Raw genomic sequence first — 16,233 nt, forward strand, 5'->3', positions numbered from 1 at the left:
CGCGAAAGGTGACGCCGCGTTGCGCGTGACTTAGCGCATCACATCAGGTGTTGTCACCGGCAACCAGCGTCCTGCCAGAGAGGCCCGAACATGTCCAATTACCCCCATATGCTTGCCCCCCTTGATCTGGGCTTTACCACGCTCAAGAACCGTGTCCTGATGGGTTCGATGCACACCGGTCTGGAAGAAACCAAGGACTGGAACCGTGTTGCCGAATTCTACGCGACCCGTGCGCGGGGGGAAGTCGGGCTGATGGTCACAGGCGGGATCGGCCCCAACCCCGAAGGATCGGTGGCGCATGGCGCGGCGATGATGGTCAGCCAGCAAGACGTGGACAACCACAGCATCGTCACCAGCCGCGTGCATGAGGCCGGCGGCAAGATTGCAATGCAGATCCTGCATGCAGGCCGCTATGCGTTTTCGCCCGATTGTGTTGCCCCCTCCGCGATCAAATCGCCAATCTCTATGTTCGCGCCCAAGGAACTGGACACAGAAGGCATCGAAAAACAGATCAGTGATATCGTCGCCTGTGCCACCCGCGCCAAACAGGCCGGTTATGACGGGGTCGAGATCATGGGCTCCGAAGGGTATTTCATCAACCAGTTCCTTGTTACCCACACCAACAAGCGCACCGACGAATGGGGCGGCTCCTACGAGAACCGCATGCGCCTGCCTATCGAGATCGTGCGCCGCACCCGCGAGGCGGTGGGCGAGGATTTCATCCTGATCTACCGCCTGTCGATGATAGATCTGATCCCCAACGGCTCCACTTATGAAGAGGTCGTGCAACTGGCGCAGGAAATCGAAAAGGCAGGTGCCACGATCATCAACACCGGCATTGGCTGGCACGAGGCGCGTATTCCCACCATCGCCACCTCGGTCCCGCGTGCGGCCTTTGCCTGGGTCACCAAGAAATTGATGGGCAAGGTCGGTATTCCTCTGATCACCTCCAACCGCATCAACACACCCGAGGTGGCCGAAGAGGTGCTCGCCGATGGCTGTGCCGATATGGTGTCGCTGGCGCGGCCAATGCTTGCCGACCCTGACTTTGTCGCCAAGGCAATGGCAGGGAAATCCGGCCATATCGCCCCATGTATCGCCTGCAATCAGGCCTGTCTGGATCACACCTTTGGCGGCAAAATCTCAAGCTGTCTGGTCAATCCGCAAGCCTGCTACGAGACCGAGTTGACCCTTGATCCAGTGAGCGCGGCCAAAAGCATCGCCATTGTGGGCGCGGGTCCTGCGGGCTTGTCCACCGCCATTGCTGCGGCACAGCGGGGGCATAAAGTTACAGTCTTTGATCGGGCCAGCGAAATTGGCGGACAGTTGAACCTGGCCAAACAGGTCGCGGGCAAAGAGGAATTCTGGGGTTTTGTGGATTGGTACCGCACCATGGTCGCCGATCTGAAGATTGACGTGAAACTGAACACCGAAGTGTCCGCGAACGATCTGGACGGCTTTGACGAGGTTGTCATCGCAACCGGCGTTATTCCCCGCGATCCGCAGATCCCCGGCCAGAATGGCGACAACGTCGTGTCCTACATTGATGTGCTGAACGGCAGCGCCAAGGTTGGCCAGAAGGTCGCCGTGATCGGTGCTGGCGGTATCGGCTTTGACGTGTCCGAACATCTGGCACATGACGGAGAAAGCACAACACTGAACCTGCCGGAATGGATGCGCGAATGGGGCGTCGCCGATCCCGCTGAACATCGCAGCGGACTGGCCCCCGAAGGTCCGCAACCCCATCCTGCCGCGCGGGAGATCACCATGTTACAGCGCAAGACCAGTAAGCTGGGCAAAGGGCTGGGCAAGACAACGGGTTGGATACATCGCGCCTCACTGACCATGAAAGAGGTCAAGATGATCGCGGGTGTGAACTACGAAAAAATCGACGACAGCGGTCTGCACATCAGCTTTGGCGAGGCCCGCGAAAATCCGACGCTTGTCGAGGCCGACACGATAGTCCTGTGCGCCGGGCAACTGTCAGACCGCAGCCTTGCAGACGCGCTTGAGGCGACAGGCAAGACCTGCCATGTGATCGGCGGCGCCGATGTTGCGGCGGAACTGGACGCCAAACGCGCCATTGATCAAGGCACCCGGCTGGCGGCCACGCTTTGACCAGATGACAATCGGTGGCGGGCCTAGTCCCCGCCACCGCCATTGCAAGCATCCAGCTTCCCTTGCAAGGTAGATGCATGGCTATTTGCGTCTTTGATATCTATCCCGATGGGACCACCAAACCGGCAGATGATACTGCGCTGACGGGGGGTGGCACTTATCGTTGGTGGCATTTTGATCTGAATGATCCGGCGCTGACCGAATGGTTGCCCGAACATTTGCCTGCCATTCCTGCCGGCGCCTTGATCCAGCCAGAAACCCGCCCCCGATGCGATGCCTATGAAGACGGTCTGATGTTGAACCTGCGGGGCATCAACCTGAACGCGGGGCAACCGGCCGATCAGATGGTATCGGTGCGGATGTGGGTCGATGATGATGTGGTCATCACGGTGCGCATGCGCAAAGTCTTTGCCCTGGAGGATATCCGCCAAGGTATCGAAGCAGGTGCCGCGCCCGCAACACCGGCCGCTTTTGTCGAGGCCCTGGTGTCACGCCTGACCACGCGCGTACAGGAAGAGGTAATGGAGATTGCCAAACTGGCCGAGTATTACGAAGCGGATCTGGATGACGACACCACGCCGCCGCCCAAAGACCTACCCGCCACACGGCGGCGTGTGATCCGCTTGCGCCGCTATCTGGAGCCGCAGCGCACCGCATTGACCAAGCTGGCGGCAGTTGATCTGCCTTTGATGCCCGAACCTGACGGTCTGCGCCTGCGCGAACTTGCGAACCGCACCACACTGGCGGTTGAGGAACTCGATGCGCTGCGCGACCGGCTTTTGACGGTGCAAGACGATCACGATCTCTTTGTCGCACGCACGCAGGCCCGGCATGGGTACCGGTTGTCTGTGGCTGCGGGGGTGTTCTTGCCGCTTGGGTTTCTGACCGGGCTGTTTGGCGTCAACATCGGCGGCATGCCGGGGCTGGACAACCCGATGGCCTTTGCCTGGCTATGCCTCTCGATGGCTGCACTTGCCCTCGTGATGCTGCTGATTCTCAAACTTACCAGATGGCTTTGACTCCGGGTGAGAAACAGCTGTTTCCATGTTTCCATGCCATGAACGATCCCGCAATTACCACGCAACTGTCCCACCCCTGCCCCGTTCCTGCCTGAATTGCGCGTCATACCTTTTCCTTGAAACAAGTATTTTGAAGGAAGCCCAAATGGACCGCCTCACAGAAATGGAAGCTTTTGCCACCGTGGTGGATCAGGGTGGCTTTACCGATGCCGCCAAGAAGATGGGGATATCCAAATCCGCCGTCTCAAAACACGTCTCATCGCTTGAGGCACGCCTTGGCGCACGGCTTTTGAACCGGACAACCCGGCGGGTCTCGCCCACTGAAATTGGCCTTGCCTATTATGACCGCGCCCGCCGCGTTCTGAACGATGCCGGCGAAGCGGATGCATTGGTCACATCCATGCAATCGGCACCTTCGGGGCTGCTGCGTATTTCGGTGGCCACGGATTTTGGGGTCAATCACCTCTCACCGGCCCTGTCGGAATTCCTCAGCGACTTCCCGGACATTACGGTGAACATGGTGCTGAACAACCGCTATGTTGAGCTGATCAGTGAAGGCTTTGACATGGCCGTCCGCATCGGTGAGCTGGAAGACAGCACCTTGCGGGCGCGCAAGCTGACGGAAACCACCAAACGCATGATCGCCAGCCCGAAGTATTTTGAAGAATACGGCCGGCCCGAAAAGATCGACGATCTGAATGATCACAAGCTGCTGCATTATTCCAACCAATCGTCGGGAAATGTCTGGAAACTGACCGCCCCATCTGGCGAGAAACGCCAGGTGCGCACCGCGGGCTGGCTGTCTGTGAACGACGGGCAGAGCCTCTTGAACGCGGCGATCTCGGGTCTCGGCATCGCCTATTTGCCAAGCTTCCTTTACTCCGACGCGATGGCGCAAGGTCTGGTCGAGGACGCAATCCCCGATCTGCCAATGGAAACCCAAGGCATCTACGCGGTCTACCCACCCGGCCGGTTTACCCAGCCCAAGGTCCGCGCCTTTATCGATTTTCTGGTCCATGCCTTTGCCGAAAAAGGCCCAAGCGACTGGTAACGAAACACCAATCCCCTCGGTGAAACTTCGCCCGGCATCCATCCACTGGTTGCCGGGCCTTTTTGTCTGCTCAATTGGGCGCAGGCAGCAGCACCGCCTCGACACGGCGATTGTGGGTGCGCCCCGCTTCGGTCCGGTTTGTGGCGATGGGGGAAAGATAACCGACGGCCTCCGCCTCCAGCCGTGAGGGAGAGATGCTGTGCACGTCGATCAGCCGCTGCCGCACCGATTGTGCCCGTTCCCGTGAGATATTGATGTTGGCCTGCAATCCACCAACAGAATCCGTATGTCCCACCAGTGCCAGCCTGAGATCCGGTTGATCGCGCATCAATTCTGCCAAGGCCTGCAGGCTTGCGAACGGCCCTTGCCCCAATGACGTTGTCCCGGTGTCAAAATCGAGATCTGACAAAACGGCATGACCCGCGTTCAGCAGGGCAGAGGCCAGATCCCCTTGAGCAGTTGGACGAGAAGGTCCAGCCTCTCCTACGGGTACAGGCACCTCGGCCTTGGCCGTGACGCTTGTGGTCCGCTCTGCCAAAGCGCCCGCTTGAATAATCTGGATATAGGCAGATGTGGCAGACGTGCTGCTGAGAACGGTCACAACTTCCTGCACCGTGCCATTTGCTTTGCGTACCGCCGTGACAAAGTGAAATGCCCTGATGTTCACATACATATTTGGTCCGGGCAGGGTTTCTGTGGCGAACCGGAAATCGAACCCGCCGCATGCGGCGCTGGCACAATCCAGCAGTATTTCAAATCCGGCATCGACAAGCTGTCTGCGCAGCGGGACAATCACCTGCAATGGCGTCAACCCAGGTGAGCCAAGCCGCCAGGCACCGCGCCGCACATCACCTTCGACCGACAGCACAGGCACCTTTCCGGCCTCAAACACCCCAATGGGGGCGGCGTAAAGATCGGGTGATGTATTCCGCTCAACCGTGGGGCGGGCGTTGACGGGCAAAGCCAGATCAAGCGCAAGCACCGGCCCGGCCATCAATGCCGCACAAAACGCGGCACCGATAAGACAGGCAAAGCGCCGCGTCATCGCGCCTGCGCGTGGTATTCTTCGTTGGGGCGCATATCCGACGCGCTTGCCACGCGGTTGGTCATGTTAAAGAACGCCGCAACGCTGGCGATGTCCCAAATGTCCCGATCGGAAAAACCGGCATCGCGCAGGGCTTGACGGTCTGCCTCAACCACATTGGCGCTCTCCTTGGTAAGCTTGACTGCGAAGTCCAGCATCGCACGCTGTTTGTCCGTGACCTTGGCTACCTTGTAATTCATCACCAGCGCCTCGCCCAATTGCGGATCACCCGACAATTCACGCACCGCAGCCCCATGCGCCACAAGGCAGTAGTAGCATTTGTTGACCGAAGACACCGCCACCGCGATCATCTCCCGCTCCAGCTTGGACAGTGCAGAGGCCCCCAGCATCAGATCGTTGTACATCGCGGTAAAGCTGTTCAGCTTTTCAATATCAAAGGCATAGGCCCGAAGGACATTCGGAATCATGCCCAGCTTTTCCTGACACACATCGAAATATTTCTGCGTGGCCTCGGGCAATGGATCAACCATCGGCAGGTCAAGGGCGGTCGGCATTTCATTGGCCATCTGCGGTAACTCCTCAGGCAGGGTATTGGCGGTAATGATAACCGCCTGCCGGGGCAAAGCCCAGTGCGCGATATAACGCATTGGCCCCTTCATTCTGCTTGACGCAAAGCACCGCCAGATGGCTTGCCCCCTGTTCCTGACCCCAGAACGCCGCCTTGCGCATCATCCAGTCGGCAACACCCTGACGGCGCTGTTCGGGGCGCACTTCGACAGCATGGACCATGCAGATCCCGTCATGGACGGCGGCAAAAGCCACACCGCCGGGCATCTCGTTCCAACGCGAAAAAATACCGGTTTTGACCTTAGCCCGCGCCATCACATCCAAACGCGCCGGACCAATCCCGCCCGCGGCCCAGATTTCGGTCATGATCGCCAGGGGTTCCCAGACGGCAAAGGCGGTCACGCGCGGGATCGGCTTGTCCGTCAGTCGCTCGATCGGGAGCGTATAGATTGTGACCGGATCAACGACATCATATCCTTTGCCAGCCAACAACCCGTCCAGCCGGTCCTCATCCTCACGCAACATGAAAAGCGGGGTCTGGCCAATGCTTCGCATCGCATCCTCTGCCGCTTCGATGTCCGCCTCTGTCACCGGACCGTTGGCCGTGGCTGCTGACACACGTTTGCCGCCACCCTTGCCCTCGCGCAAGGTCCATGGACCTTGGCTCCAGACCCTTGCCGCAGGCCAGGTCTCGTCGCTGGCCCTGAACAATTGTTCCGTTGTCGGTGTCATCTAAATATCGCCTCAAGCTCGGCAATGGCCGCATCCACCGCATCCGGATCATTGCCGCGGATCACCACATGTGCACCATATTTGCCGTCTTTCTGAAACGGGTAAGATCCCATGGACAGCAACGGGAATTTCTCTGCCAGCTCACCCAAAGGTCCGGCAATATCCCCTTCGCCCCGGTCCACACGCAGTGTCTTGCTGATCAAGGGTGCACCGCCGGTTAATGTGGGCAGAACCGATTGCACCATCGCCTGAAACACCGAAGGGACACCAGCCATCACATGCACATTTTCAAGCTTGAACCCCGGCGCGGCCGAAACCGGATTTTCGATCAACTCCGCCCCGTCGGGGATACGCGCCATGCGCAGCCGCGCAGAGTTCAGCTCGGTTCCGGATTTGGCGTAATGTTCCGCCAGGATGGCCCGCGCGTCATCCCGCACATCAATCGCGCGATCAAAAGCCGCCGCAATGCAATCCGCGGTGATGTCATCGTGGGTTGGGCCGATACCGCCAGAGGTAAAGACATAGTCATGCGCATTGGACAGCGCCTGCACCGCTGCGATGATGGTCCCGCGCTCGTCCCCGACCACTCGAACCTCTTTGAGGTCGATGCCGGCGTTGGTCAGTTCTCCTGCCAGATGATACATGTTTGAATCGCGGGTGCGGCCAGACAGAATTTCATCTCCGATCACCAGCATCGCGGCTGTTGGGTTGGTCATGGGCAAGTTCCTTGAGCATGTGCTCTTGTCGGTATAGGCCCGCGTACATGCGCTTTCAAACCGATCTTGTCCCCGCCCGCCTGATCCGCCGTTACAAAAGGTTTCTGGCCGATTGTACCTTGGAGGAATCGGGGGCCGAGGTAACGGCCCATTGTGCCAATCCCGGCTCCATGATGGGTCTGGCCGAACCCGGAAGCCGCATCTGGCTTGAACCCAACGATGATCCCAAGAAAAAGCTGAAATTCGGTTGGCGCCTTGTAGATCATGAAAACGGCCATTTCACCGGCGTCGATACCGCATTGCCGAACCGCGCAGTGCGGGCCGCTTTGCAAGGCGGGCAGATCGCAGCGCTGGCGGATTACACTAACGTGCGGGCCGAAGTGAAATATGGCGAGAAATCCCGCATAGACTTTCTGCTGAGCGAAAGCGGCCTGCCCGATGCCTATGTCGAGGTCAAAAGCGTGACCCTATCGCGCCAATCGGGACTGGCGGAATTTCCTGACAGTGTCACGGCAAGGGGAACCAAACATCTGGGTGAACTGGCGCAAATGGCCCGCCAGGGGCACCGTGCGGTCCTGCTTTATCTGGTGCAACGGACCGATTGCACCCATGTCGCGATGGCAGGTGACATCGACCCCGCCTATGCCGCCGCCCATGCAGAGGCTACCGAGGCCGGGGTGGAAACCCTGTGCATCGGCACCCATATCACCCCCCAAGAGGTAACTCTTGCCGCGCCTCTGGCCCTTGGCCGCCCGGCGATGTAAGAGAGGCCGACCCTAAAAGATGGAGAAACCGGTGAACGACCAACACCGTGGCCGCCAGACGAAAGACGGCATTCGCATTTACGACCCTTCGGATTTCGCCGGCATGCATGCCGCGGGCAAACTGGCGGCGACCATTCTCGATGAGATCGCCGAACATGTGACCGTTGGCCAAACCACGGGCGAACTGGACCGGATCATCGAAGATAAGGTCAAGGCCGCAGGCGCCAAATCCGCCACCATCGGTTACAAGGGCTACAAACACGCCAGCTGTATCTCGGTCAATCACGTGGTCTGCCACGGCATTCCGGGCGACAAAAAGCTGAAAGACGGGGACATCCTGAACATCGACGTGACCGTGATCGTGGACGGCTGGTACGGTGACACCTCGCGGATGTATGTCGCGGGCAAACTGCCGCGCAAGGCCGAACGGCTGATCGAGGTGACCCACGACAGCCTGATGCGCGGGATTTCTGTCGTGAAACCGGGCAATACCTTTGGTGATATCGGCCACGCGATCCAAAGCTTTGTCGAAGGTCACCGGATGAGCGTTGTGACCGATTTCTGCGGTCATGGTCTGGGCCGGGTGTTCCATTCGCCGCCCAACGTTCTGCATTATGGTCGCCCCGGCACGGGCGCGGTTTTGGAACCGGGCATGTTCTTTACCATTGAGCCGATGGTCAATCTGGGCCGTGCCGAAACCAAGACGTTGGCCGATGATTGGACCGCCGTGACACGTGATAAATCACTGTCAGCGCAATTTGAACATTCGGTGGGCGTGACCGAAGACGGGGTTGAGATTTTCACCCTGTCACCGGCCAACAAGTTTCACCCAACCTACGGCTAAGTCCCGTCAGACCAAGTTTTCGAAATGCCGCGCCCATCAAAGCGCGGCATTTTGCATTTGTGGTTTTCTCGCCTCTTTAGGTAAGAAATGTTGCCATAATTATAGAATCGTGTTCATTTGCCGAAAATTGGGAGAACGTCACATGAATTGGCAGGACATTTTTGCAACCCGCATGGACCGGATGAAGGCCAGCGAGATCCGTGAATTGCTCAAGCTGTTGGATCAGCCGGACATCATTTCCTTTGCCGGCGGCATTCCCGATCCAGCGCTGTTCCCGACCGAGGCCTTTCAAAAGGCGCTTGGCAATGCGCTGTCGACCGAGAACCAAAGCACCGCTTTGCAATATTCGGTTTCCGAAGGTTACGGCTCGCTGCGCGACTGGATTGTGGGAAAAATGACCGAAATCGGCGTGCCCTGTACCCGCGACAACGTCCTGATCACCTCCGGCTCGCAACAGGCGCTGGATTATCTGGGCAAACTGATGCTGTCCCCCAATGACACCGCCCTACTGGGTTGGCCGACCTATCTGGGCGCATTGGGAGCGTTCAACGCTTATGAGCCGCATTATGACCGGCTGATCCCCGGCGGTAACCGATCCGCCGAGGACTACGCCCAAACCGCCAAAGACAACGGCGGGCGGGTCAAATTTGCCTATATGTCCGTGGATTTTGCCAACCCGACCGGCGAAACGCTTGACCAAACGGCCCGTGAGAACATTCTGGATCTGGCCGATGATCTGGACATTGCGGTGATCGAAGATGCCGCCTATCAGGCGCTGCGCTTTGACGGCGATCCGATTCCGCCGGTGCTGGCTTTGGAAGTGGCACGCAAGGGCTCGATAGACGCCTGCCGGACCCTTTATTGCGGCAGCTTCTCCAAATCGCTTGCCCCCGGATTGCGGGTTGGCTGGATCTGCGGTGCGGCAGATGTCATCTCGCGGCTGGTGCTGATGAAACAGGCCAGCGATCTGCATTCATCTACCATCAACCAAATGGCGATCGCGGAGGTTGCCAACACGATTTTCGAGGAACACACCGCAAAGCTGCGCCAGACCTACACCGCCCGCCGCGATGCGATGCTTTCCGCACTGGAGGCACAGATGCCCGATGGTGTGACATGGACCAAACCCGAAGGCGGCATGTTTGTCTGGCTCACCTTGCCCAAGCACATGGACGGCGGCGAACTGTTGCGCCAATCGCTTGAGACACAGCGCGTGGCCTTTGTCCCGGGCCAGGCATTCTTTGCGGATCGGTCCGGCAAGAACACCCTCCGGCTTAGTTTCTCTCTGGCCGATGACGCCCAGATCGCCGAAGGAATCACCCGGCTCGGCGCGGCCATTCGCGCAGCGCTTTAACCTGCCACCACGTGGCGCAGCAACGTCACGTGGGTATCACCATATTTGCGTTTGTCGATCCGCTCAAACCCCTCGGGCGCGTTCATCGGGGCGTTTTCCTCCCAGACGATCATCGCATCGGGGGCCAGCCACCCCCCTGTACGCGCAGCCGCCAGCGCGGTCTGGCCCATGCCCTTGCCATAGGGCGGATCCAGAAACACCAGATCAAACCGGGCATTGGGCCAAGGGCCGAGCCGTGTTGCGTCGTTGCGCATGAGGGTTGTCTCTCCCTCCGCCCGGAGTTTTTCAATGTTCTCGCGTAGAAGCTTTTGCCCGGCGCGGCCATTCTCCACAAAACAGACCTCTGCCGCACCGCGCGACAAGGCCTCTAGCCCCAAGGCTCCGGTGCCCGCAAAAAGGTCAAGCACCCGCGCTCCATGAATCACGTCATGATGGGTCAGCATTGAAAACAGGCTTTCCCGCACCCTGTCTGAGGTCGGACGCAAATGCGCCGCGGCATCCCCCTTGCCAACATTGGCCAGCGCTGTGCCCCGAAATTTGCCCGCGATGATCCTCACGCTTTCAAAAGCGCCTTCAGATTGGTCGCTGGATCTTCGATCAGGGCCGGATCAGGGGATTTGCCGCCCTCAATCAGGCGTTTCCCAACCATATAGCCGCGCGGATCGTTCATCGCATCCACTGCCAAAAGCTGATCGCCCTGATAATACCAAAAGCTGACGCTGTCTTCATCGGCGCGCCGCGTGACGACCCTGTCATACCCCGTGTTCAGCCCGCCGATCTGCAATTTCACGTCATATTGGTCCGACCAGAACCACGGCTTTGCCAGGTAATCCTCGCCTGCGCCCATGATGTTCTGCGCGACGCATTCTGCTTGTTCAATTGCGTTGGGCACCGATTCCAGCCGGATACGTCCGCCTTGATAAGGGAAAGACGTGCAATCCCCGGCCGCCCAGACATGCGCAGCGGAGGTTCGCCCATGCGCATCCACCTTGATCCCGTTGTCGATCTCAATGCCTGCCGCCGCGGCCAATGCGGTGCCGGGGCGTATGCCGACGCCCACAATCACAAAATCCGCCGCGATCTCGGAGCCATCGGTCAGCTTCGCCCCGCTCACCGCGCCGGTTCCGGTCAGATGATCCAATCCCACACCCTCAAGAATTTCGACCCCATGCGAGCGATGCAGATCACGGAAGAAATCGCTGGTCTCGGGCGCGGCGACCCGTTGTAGGATGCGGTCGGCCATTTCGACCAATGTCACCTTGAGCCCCAGCTTGGCCGCCACCGCCGCCGCTTCAAGCCCGATATATCCACCCCCGACAATCAGCACCCGCGCCCCTTCGGTAAATCGCGGTGCCATGGCGTCCACGTCCGCCAAATCACGCACGGTGAACACCCCATCCAGATCGCCACCAATGGCCGTAGGCAAACGGTTCGGAACAGACCCAGTGGTCAGCACCAGATCGTCGTAGGGCAGCACTTCATCGCCCAGTGTCACGGTTTGAGCGGCGGTATCAATCGCATCCACACTCTGTCCCATACGCAGAGTGATATCTTGCTCCCCGTAGAAGGTCTCTGGCCGCAGGAAAAGGCGGTCCAAACTCATTTCTCCCAGCAAATAGGCCTTGCTTAGCGGTGGCCGTTGATAGGGCGGCACCGGCTCGGCCCCGATGAGTGTGATGCCCCCTTCAAAGCCATTGTTGCGCAGCTTGGCCACGCAAGAGGCACCTGCCTGCCCTGCTCCGATCACGATTACTTGGCCCATGGTTTCATTCTCCCAAATTCGCTGGTCGCCTGTCGCCGGAAACCTATATTGAGCGACATAGCAAACGCAATGTCATGAAAGGTCTAGCTGATGACAATCTCACAAGGGGACACGCTGCCCGACGCCACGCTGGTGCAAATGGGCGCTGAGGGGCCAACGCCCGTGAAAATGGCCGACAAAGTCAAGGGACGTAAGGTTGTGATCTTTGCTGTGCCCGGTGCCTTTACCCCGACATGCCATTCCGCACATGTTCCCAGCTTTGTGCGCACCAAGGATCAATACGATGCCAAAGGCGTGGATGAGATCATCTGCGTGTCCTGTAACGATCCTTTTGTGATGCAAGCCTGGGGCGAGGCAACGGGTGCCACGGCTGCTGGGATCACCATGCTGGCCGATGCGCAATCTGAATTTACCAAGGCCATCGGCATGGAATTTGACGCCGCTCCAGCCGGGCTGATGTCACGCTCCAAGCGTTACGCGATGCTGGTCGATGACGGCAAGGTGACGCTGTTCCAGCCCGAGATTCAGGCCGGTGTCTGCGATCTGTCAGGTGGCGAAGGCCTGCTGGAAAACATGTAAAGAAAAACGGGGCGCAGTTTGCCTGCGCCCCGATGCTTGTGGCTTGTCCGGCGTATCATTCCGCCGCTTGAACAATCGTCCGGGTTGGGAACGGGATATCGACACCGCCCTCGTCCATCGCCTCTTTGACTTTGCGGGTCATGTCGGCCTTGAACGCAAAGTAATCGGATGCATCGCACCAAACCCGCACCAGAAAATCAACCGAACTGTCGCCCAGATTTGTCACCTGAATGAACGGTTCGGGGTCTGAGTGAGACCGGCTGTCGCCCATGATCGTATCGCGGATGATCCCCTCTGCGGTCTTGAGATTGGCACCATAGCCCACACCAAAGGTCCACTCGGCGCGGCGCTTTTGATTGACGGAATAATTGGTGATCACATTGCCCCAAACTTCGGAATTGGGCACGATCACCTGCACGTTGCTGAGGTCGGCCAGTTCGGTAAAATTCAGGTTGATCTGTTTCACTGTCCCCATCTCGCCTGCGACCTCGACAAAATCGCCGATCTTGATCGGACGGAACAGGATCAGCATCACGCCCGCCGCAACATTGGACAGAGTGCCCTGCAGCGCCAGCCCGATGGCCAGACCCGCAGCACCGATGACCGCGACAACTGAAGTTGTCTGCACGCCAAACGTGTTGAGAACAAACAGGACGGTAAAGCCAAGCACAACATAGCGCACGATCGAGGCGAGGAAATCAAACAGCATCTCATCGAGATGCTTGTTGTTCTTGCCCAGCTGTTGCACCCGGCCCTGAAGCCATTTCGACACGATCCAACCCAAAAGCAGGATCGCAAGTGCGCCCATGACTGAGCCGATCGCGCTGGCCAGAAATTCGATGGTCAGCAAATCACCAATGGTTTTGCCTTGCCAAACTTCGGTGTTCATCAGGTTTTCCATTTCAGACCCCCTATCCGTTGTCAGGCGCAAACAGGCCGTCCATCTTGCGTGCGAGCTTGGCGTCAAGCGTGCTGAGACCATCCACGCTATGTGTGGTCAACGTCACCGTCACACGATTGTAGGTGTTCTGCCATTCGGGATGGTGATCCCACTTCTCCGACCAAAACGCCGCGCGGGTCATCCAGCCAAATGCATCGGTAAAATCAGGGAATTTGAAGGTTTTGCAGATCGCATCGCGTCCGTCGACCATCGCCCATCCTGTATCAAAAAGCGGCTGCAACACGGTCTTGCGTGTTTCTTCGCTTAGTCGTTCTGTCATTCCTGTTCCTCAATCTGGACCTGTTTGAAAGGTCCGTAGTCCGTCAGTATTTCAATCTCGCGGTCCACCGCATCGCGTTCCGCCTCAAGGTATTCACCAACTGCATTTGCAAACCCTTCGTCGCGCAGCCAGTGCACCGACCATGTCGGCGTCGGCAAATAGCCGCGCGCCAGCTTGTGTTCGCCCTGTGCGCCCGCCTCTACCGTGGCCAACCTATTTGCAATCGCAAAATCAATGGCTTGGTAATAACAAAGCTCAAAATGCAGACAGGGGTGATGCTCTGCACACCCCCAATACCTTCCGTACAACGCATCAGCGCCGATAAAGTTCAATGCACCCGCCACCCAGCGCCCGTCGCGCCGCGCCAGAACCAGCGCGATGTCGTCCCGCAAGGTCTCGTGCGCGATGTCAAAAAATGCTCGCGTTAGATAGGGTGATCCCCACTTGCGCGCCCCGGTGTCTTGGTAAAACTGCCAGAACGCATCCCAGTGCTCCGGTTCGATCTGATCCCCGGTGAAGGTCTCAATCGTGCCGCCAAAGGCTTGCGCCTGTTTGCGCTCCTTGCGGATATTCTTGCGCTTGCGTGAATTCAGGCTGGCAAGGAAGTCGTCAAAATTACAATAGCTGTCATTGCGCCAATGAAACTGCTGGTTCTTGCGCACCATCAGCCCCATTCCCTGCGCACGCAGCGCCTCGTCTCTGGTGCAAAACGTGGCATGCAGCGAGGACAAATGGTTATTCTCGGTCAGCTGCACCGCGCCCTGTACCAAGGCCGCCATGCCCGTGTCCTCAAAACCCGGGCGGGTCAGAAACCGGCGTCCGGTCGCGGGGGTATGCGGCACCGCGATCTGTAGCTTGGGATAATACCGGCCCCCTGCACGCTCATAGGCATGGGCCCAGTTGTGATCAAAGATGTACTCACCCTGGCTGTGCGATTTGGCATAAAGCGGTGCCACCGCAATGATCTGCCCGCCCACAGCCGCCGTCAGGTACTGCGGTTGCCAACCCGTGCCGGGACCAACACTGCCGCTTTCCTCCAACGCCAACAGAAACCGGTAAGTTGTGAATGGGTCAACCGGTCGCGCACCCTCCGCCGCTTCGGGGCAGGCGCATGCATCCCATTGTTCCTGGCCGATCTCGGCCAGATGCGGCACCACGGTGATCTCGATTTCTTGCGCGCTCATGTTCTGCCCTTTGCCTTTGATCCAATGTGTGGCTTTCGCAGCAGGGATCAAGCATCAAGCGCGGCGATGTACCCTTCAAAGGTGATGTTGTCCGCAATCTGGCGGGCCTCATTCTCAACATCGACGCTGCAAACCGTCCAGCAACAGATCATCGCACCCTGCGCTTTCAACTCTGCCACGCGAGGGCGGTCCAGATCATCGACCTCATGGCTGATGAAACACGAACCCGTCCGGTCATAGTCGGGAATATCACGCAGTTGGTCACAGGTGGCCTTGGGCAGCGGCCATTCGTCATAGCGATAGGCGCTGGTCACAATCCCGCGCGGCACGTCCGGCAACAGGTCGCGCATCATTGCCACGGAATGGGGATTGAATGACATCACCGCAACCGGACCCTTGTAATGGTTAAGCGCAGCAGCCGTAGCTTGCTCCAGCGGACCCAGATCATCGCCCATCGCGCCATCCTGATCCTTCAACTCGATCAGCAGCGGCACTTGTCCGGCGACCAACCGCAACACTTCGGGTAGGTCGGGGATACCCTCATCCCCGCCCTTTAGCGGCACCGCCTTCAGTTCATCAGCACTGTGCAAACGCACTGCGCCGCTGTTGTGGGTCAGGCGGTCCAGCGCGTAGTCATGAAACACCATTGCCGCGCCATCGGCACTGAGCTGGACATCAATCTCAATGCCATACCCTGCCGCAATTGCGGCACGGATGGCTGCCCGGCTGTTTTCGGGCCGCCCCCGCGCCACATCATGCAATGCACGATGCGCCAGTGGAACTTCATAAAAGGCGCGCGGCAGGGTCATTTGATTTCAAAGATGCCTTCGATCTCAACCGCAACGCCAAGCGGCAAAGAAACCGCAGACACCGCCGAACGGGCATGCCGACCTGCATCCCCCAAAGCCTCGACCATAAAGTCGGACGCGCCGTTGATCACTTTGGGTTGGTCAGCGAAATCGGCCGTGGAGTTCACAAAGCCGACCAATTTGACGACACGGACAAGCCGTTCAATGTCGCCGCCACAAGCCGCCTTGACCTGCGCCAGCAGGCTGATCGCGCAGGTCAAGGCGGCTTGCGCCCCGGCGGCAACATCCATATCCGCGCCCAGCTTGCCGGTGATCAACCCATCCGGGCCCATCGAGATTTGACCCGACACATGGACAAGATTTCCAACCCGCACAAACGGCACGTAATTCGCCGCAGGCGCAGGTGCATCAGGAAGGGTCACACCCAGTTCGGACAGACGTGCGGTAAAGCTCATGGAGTAATTCCTCA

At 58.8% G+C, this 16,233-nt stretch carries 18 protein-coding genes; 7 read left to right on the forward strand and 11 right to left on the reverse strand.

Annotated elements, in window-relative coordinates:
- The first annotated feature begins 90 nt into the window (after positions 1 to 90).
- From JNX03_RS12045 to JNX03_RS12055, 3 genes are all read left to right on the forward strand, one after another.
- Positions 91 to 2,118, forward strand: coding sequence for an NADPH-dependent 2,4-dienoyl-CoA reductase (locus JNX03_RS12045; RefSeq protein ID WP_203209276.1), 2,028 nt, complete (start codon positions 91 to 93; stop codon positions 2,116 to 2,118).
- 77 nt (positions 2,119 to 2,195) lie between these two features.
- A complete protein-coding gene (locus JNX03_RS12050; RefSeq protein WP_203209277.1) occupies positions 2,196 to 3,137 on the forward strand; it encodes a CorA family divalent cation transporter in 942 nt (313 codons plus the stop codon).
- A gap of 145 nt (positions 3,138 to 3,282) precedes the next feature.
- Positions 3,283 to 4,188 carry a LysR family transcriptional regulator gene (locus tag JNX03_RS12055; protein WP_203209278.1) on the forward strand — a complete coding sequence of 302 codons (906 nt, stop codon included), beginning with the start codon at positions 3,283 to 3,285 and terminating at the stop codon, positions 4,186 to 4,188.
- Between the two features lie 70 nt (positions 4,189 to 4,258).
- On the opposite strand, the gene JNX03_RS12060 is transcribed toward JNX03_RS12055, so the two are convergent.
- Genes JNX03_RS12060 through JNX03_RS12075 form a run of 4 tightly spaced genes read right to left on the reverse strand, consistent with a single transcriptional unit; the run spans position 4,259 to position 7,248 of the window.
- Positions 4,259 to 5,233, reverse strand: coding sequence for an OmpA family protein (locus JNX03_RS12060; protein WP_203209279.1), 975 nt, complete (start codon positions 5,231 to 5,233; stop codon positions 4,259 to 4,261).
- Complete coding sequence (locus JNX03_RS12065) at positions 5,230 to 5,799, reverse strand: peroxidase-related enzyme (protein WP_203209280.1); 570 nt, start codon at positions 5,797 to 5,799, stop codon at positions 5,230 to 5,232. Before JNX03_RS12065 ends, JNX03_RS12060 begins: the two co-directional genes overlap by 4 nt.
- Before the next feature lie 13 nt (positions 5,800 to 5,812).
- Positions 5,813 to 6,532, reverse strand: coding sequence for a GNAT family N-acetyltransferase (locus JNX03_RS12070; protein ID WP_203209281.1), 720 nt, complete (start codon positions 6,530 to 6,532; stop codon positions 5,813 to 5,815).
- On the reverse strand, positions 6,529 to 7,248 hold the full coding sequence (locus JNX03_RS12075) for a competence/damage-inducible protein A (protein WP_203209282.1): 720 nt from the start codon (positions 7,246 to 7,248) through the stop codon (positions 6,529 to 6,531). Before JNX03_RS12075 ends, JNX03_RS12070 begins: the two co-directional genes overlap by 4 nt.
- 47 nt (positions 7,249 to 7,295) lie before the next feature.
- Between JNX03_RS12075 and sfsA the strand changes: the two genes are divergently transcribed.
- From sfsA to JNX03_RS12090, 3 genes are all read left to right on the forward strand, one after another.
- On the forward strand, positions 7,296 to 8,012 hold the full coding sequence (sfsA, locus tag JNX03_RS12080; protein WP_203209283.1) for a DNA/RNA nuclease SfsA: 717 nt from the start codon (positions 7,296 to 7,298) through the stop codon (positions 8,010 to 8,012).
- 31 nt (positions 8,013 to 8,043) lie between these two features.
- Positions 8,044 to 8,856: a type I methionyl aminopeptidase gene (gene map, locus JNX03_RS12085; RefSeq protein WP_231024207.1), complete on the forward strand. Its 813-nt coding sequence runs from the start codon at positions 8,044 to 8,046 to the stop codon at positions 8,854 to 8,856.
- 142 nt (positions 8,857 to 8,998) lie between these two features.
- Positions 8,999 to 10,210, forward strand: a complete 1,212-nt coding sequence (locus JNX03_RS12090) for a PLP-dependent aminotransferase family protein (protein WP_203209285.1) — start codon at positions 8,999 to 9,001, stop codon at positions 10,208 to 10,210.
- On the opposite strand, the gene rsmD is transcribed toward JNX03_RS12090, so the two are convergent.
- Entirely contained in the window at positions 10,207 to 10,767 is a 561-nt protein-coding gene (gene rsmD / locus JNX03_RS12095) for a 16S rRNA (guanine(966)-N(2))-methyltransferase RsmD (protein WP_203209286.1), read from the reverse strand. The two genes, JNX03_RS12090 and rsmD, sit on opposite strands and share 4 nt — an antisense overlap.
- Positions 10,764 to 11,972, reverse strand: coding sequence for an NAD(P)/FAD-dependent oxidoreductase (locus JNX03_RS12100; RefSeq protein WP_203209287.1), 1,209 nt, complete (start codon positions 11,970 to 11,972; stop codon positions 10,764 to 10,766). The genes rsmD and JNX03_RS12100 overlap by 4 nt, the downstream gene beginning before the upstream one ends.
- 90 nt (positions 11,973 to 12,062) lie before the next feature.
- On the opposite strand from JNX03_RS12100, the gene JNX03_RS12105 reads away from it, so the two are divergent.
- On the forward strand, positions 12,063 to 12,551 hold the full coding sequence (locus JNX03_RS12105; protein ID WP_203209288.1) for a peroxiredoxin: 489 nt from the start codon (positions 12,063 to 12,065) through the stop codon (positions 12,549 to 12,551).
- A gap of 55 nt (positions 12,552 to 12,606) precedes the next feature.
- On the opposite strand, the gene JNX03_RS12110 is transcribed toward JNX03_RS12105, so the two are convergent.
- The 5 genes from JNX03_RS12110 to JNX03_RS12130 are packed head-to-tail and all read right to left on the reverse strand — an operon-like array spanning position 12,607 to position 16,219.
- On the reverse strand, positions 12,607 to 13,452 hold the full coding sequence (locus tag JNX03_RS12110) for a mechanosensitive ion channel family protein (RefSeq protein ID WP_203209289.1): 846 nt from the start codon (positions 13,450 to 13,452) through the stop codon (positions 12,607 to 12,609).
- A 10-nt stretch (positions 13,453 to 13,462) separates the two neighbouring features.
- Positions 13,463 to 13,771: a 4a-hydroxytetrahydrobiopterin dehydratase gene (locus tag JNX03_RS12115; protein ID WP_203209290.1), complete on the reverse strand. Its 309-nt coding sequence runs from the start codon at positions 13,769 to 13,771 to the stop codon at positions 13,463 to 13,465.
- Complete coding sequence (locus tag JNX03_RS12120) at positions 13,768 to 14,955, reverse strand: GNAT family N-acetyltransferase (RefSeq protein ID WP_203209291.1); 1,188 nt, start codon at positions 14,953 to 14,955, stop codon at positions 13,768 to 13,770. Before JNX03_RS12120 ends, JNX03_RS12115 begins: the two co-directional genes overlap by 4 nt.
- A 47-nt stretch (positions 14,956 to 15,002) precedes the next feature.
- Positions 15,003 to 15,764: a glycerophosphodiester phosphodiesterase family protein gene (locus tag JNX03_RS12125; RefSeq protein ID WP_203209292.1), complete on the reverse strand. Its 762-nt coding sequence runs from the start codon at positions 15,762 to 15,764 to the stop codon at positions 15,003 to 15,005.
- Entirely contained in the window at positions 15,761 to 16,219 is a 459-nt protein-coding gene (locus JNX03_RS12130; protein WP_203209293.1) for a RidA family protein, read from the reverse strand. The genes JNX03_RS12125 and JNX03_RS12130 overlap by 4 nt, the downstream gene beginning before the upstream one ends.
- Positions 16,220 to 16,233: the final 14 nt, after the last annotated feature.

It is taken from the genome of Sulfitobacter mediterraneus, assembly GCF_016801775.1.
Classification (GTDB): Bacteria; Pseudomonadota; Alphaproteobacteria; order Rhodobacterales; family Rhodobacteraceae; genus Sulfitobacter; species Sulfitobacter mediterraneus_A.

Coding starts and splice junctions, on each gene's coding strand:
- JNX03_RS12130 (WP_203209293.1), bottom strand. CDS start 16,219: ATGAGCTTTACCGCACGTCTGTCCGAACTGGGTGTGACCCTTCCTGAT.
- JNX03_RS12100 (WP_203209287.1), bottom strand. CDS start 11,972: ATGGGCCAAGTAATCGTGATCGGAGCAGGGCAGGCAGGTGCCTCTTGC.
- sfsA (WP_203209283.1), top strand. CDS start 7,296: ATGCGCTTTCAAACCGATCTTGTCCCCGCCCGCCTGATCCGCCGTTAC.
- JNX03_RS12045 (WP_203209276.1), top strand. CDS start 91: ATGTCCAATTACCCCCATATGCTTGCCCCCCTTGATCTGGGCTTTACC.
- JNX03_RS12070 (WP_203209281.1), bottom strand. CDS start 6,532: ATGACACCGACAACGGAACAATTGTTCAGGGCCAGCGACGAGACCTGG.
- JNX03_RS12115 (WP_203209290.1), bottom strand. CDS start 13,771: ATGACAGAACGACTAAGCGAAGAAACACGCAAGACCGTGTTGCAGCCG.
- JNX03_RS12065 (WP_203209280.1), bottom strand. CDS start 5,799: ATGGCCAATGAAATGCCGACCGCCCTTGACCTGCCGATGGTTGATCCA.
- JNX03_RS12120 (WP_203209291.1), bottom strand. CDS start 14,955: ATGAGCGCGCAAGAAATCGAGATCACCGTGGTGCCGCATCTGGCCGAG.
- JNX03_RS12060 (WP_203209279.1), bottom strand. CDS start 5,233: ATGACGCGGCGCTTTGCCTGTCTTATCGGTGCCGCGTTTTGTGCGGCA.
- JNX03_RS12105 (WP_203209288.1), top strand. CDS start 12,063: ATGACAATCTCACAAGGGGACACGCTGCCCGACGCCACGCTGGTGCAA.
- JNX03_RS12110 (WP_203209289.1), bottom strand. CDS start 13,452: ATGGAAAACCTGATGAACACCGAAGTTTGGCAAGGCAAAACCATTGGT.
- JNX03_RS12090 (WP_203209285.1), top strand. CDS start 8,999: ATGAATTGGCAGGACATTTTTGCAACCCGCATGGACCGGATGAAGGCC.
- JNX03_RS12055 (WP_203209278.1), top strand. CDS start 3,283: ATGGACCGCCTCACAGAAATGGAAGCTTTTGCCACCGTGGTGGATCAG.
- JNX03_RS12125 (WP_203209292.1), bottom strand. CDS start 15,764: ATGACCCTGCCGCGCGCCTTTTATGAAGTTCCACTGGCGCATCGTGCA.
- JNX03_RS12050 (WP_203209277.1), top strand. CDS start 2,196: ATGGCTATTTGCGTCTTTGATATCTATCCCGATGGGACCACCAAACCG.
- JNX03_RS12075 (WP_203209282.1), bottom strand. CDS start 7,248: ATGACCAACCCAACAGCCGCGATGCTGGTGATCGGAGATGAAATTCTG.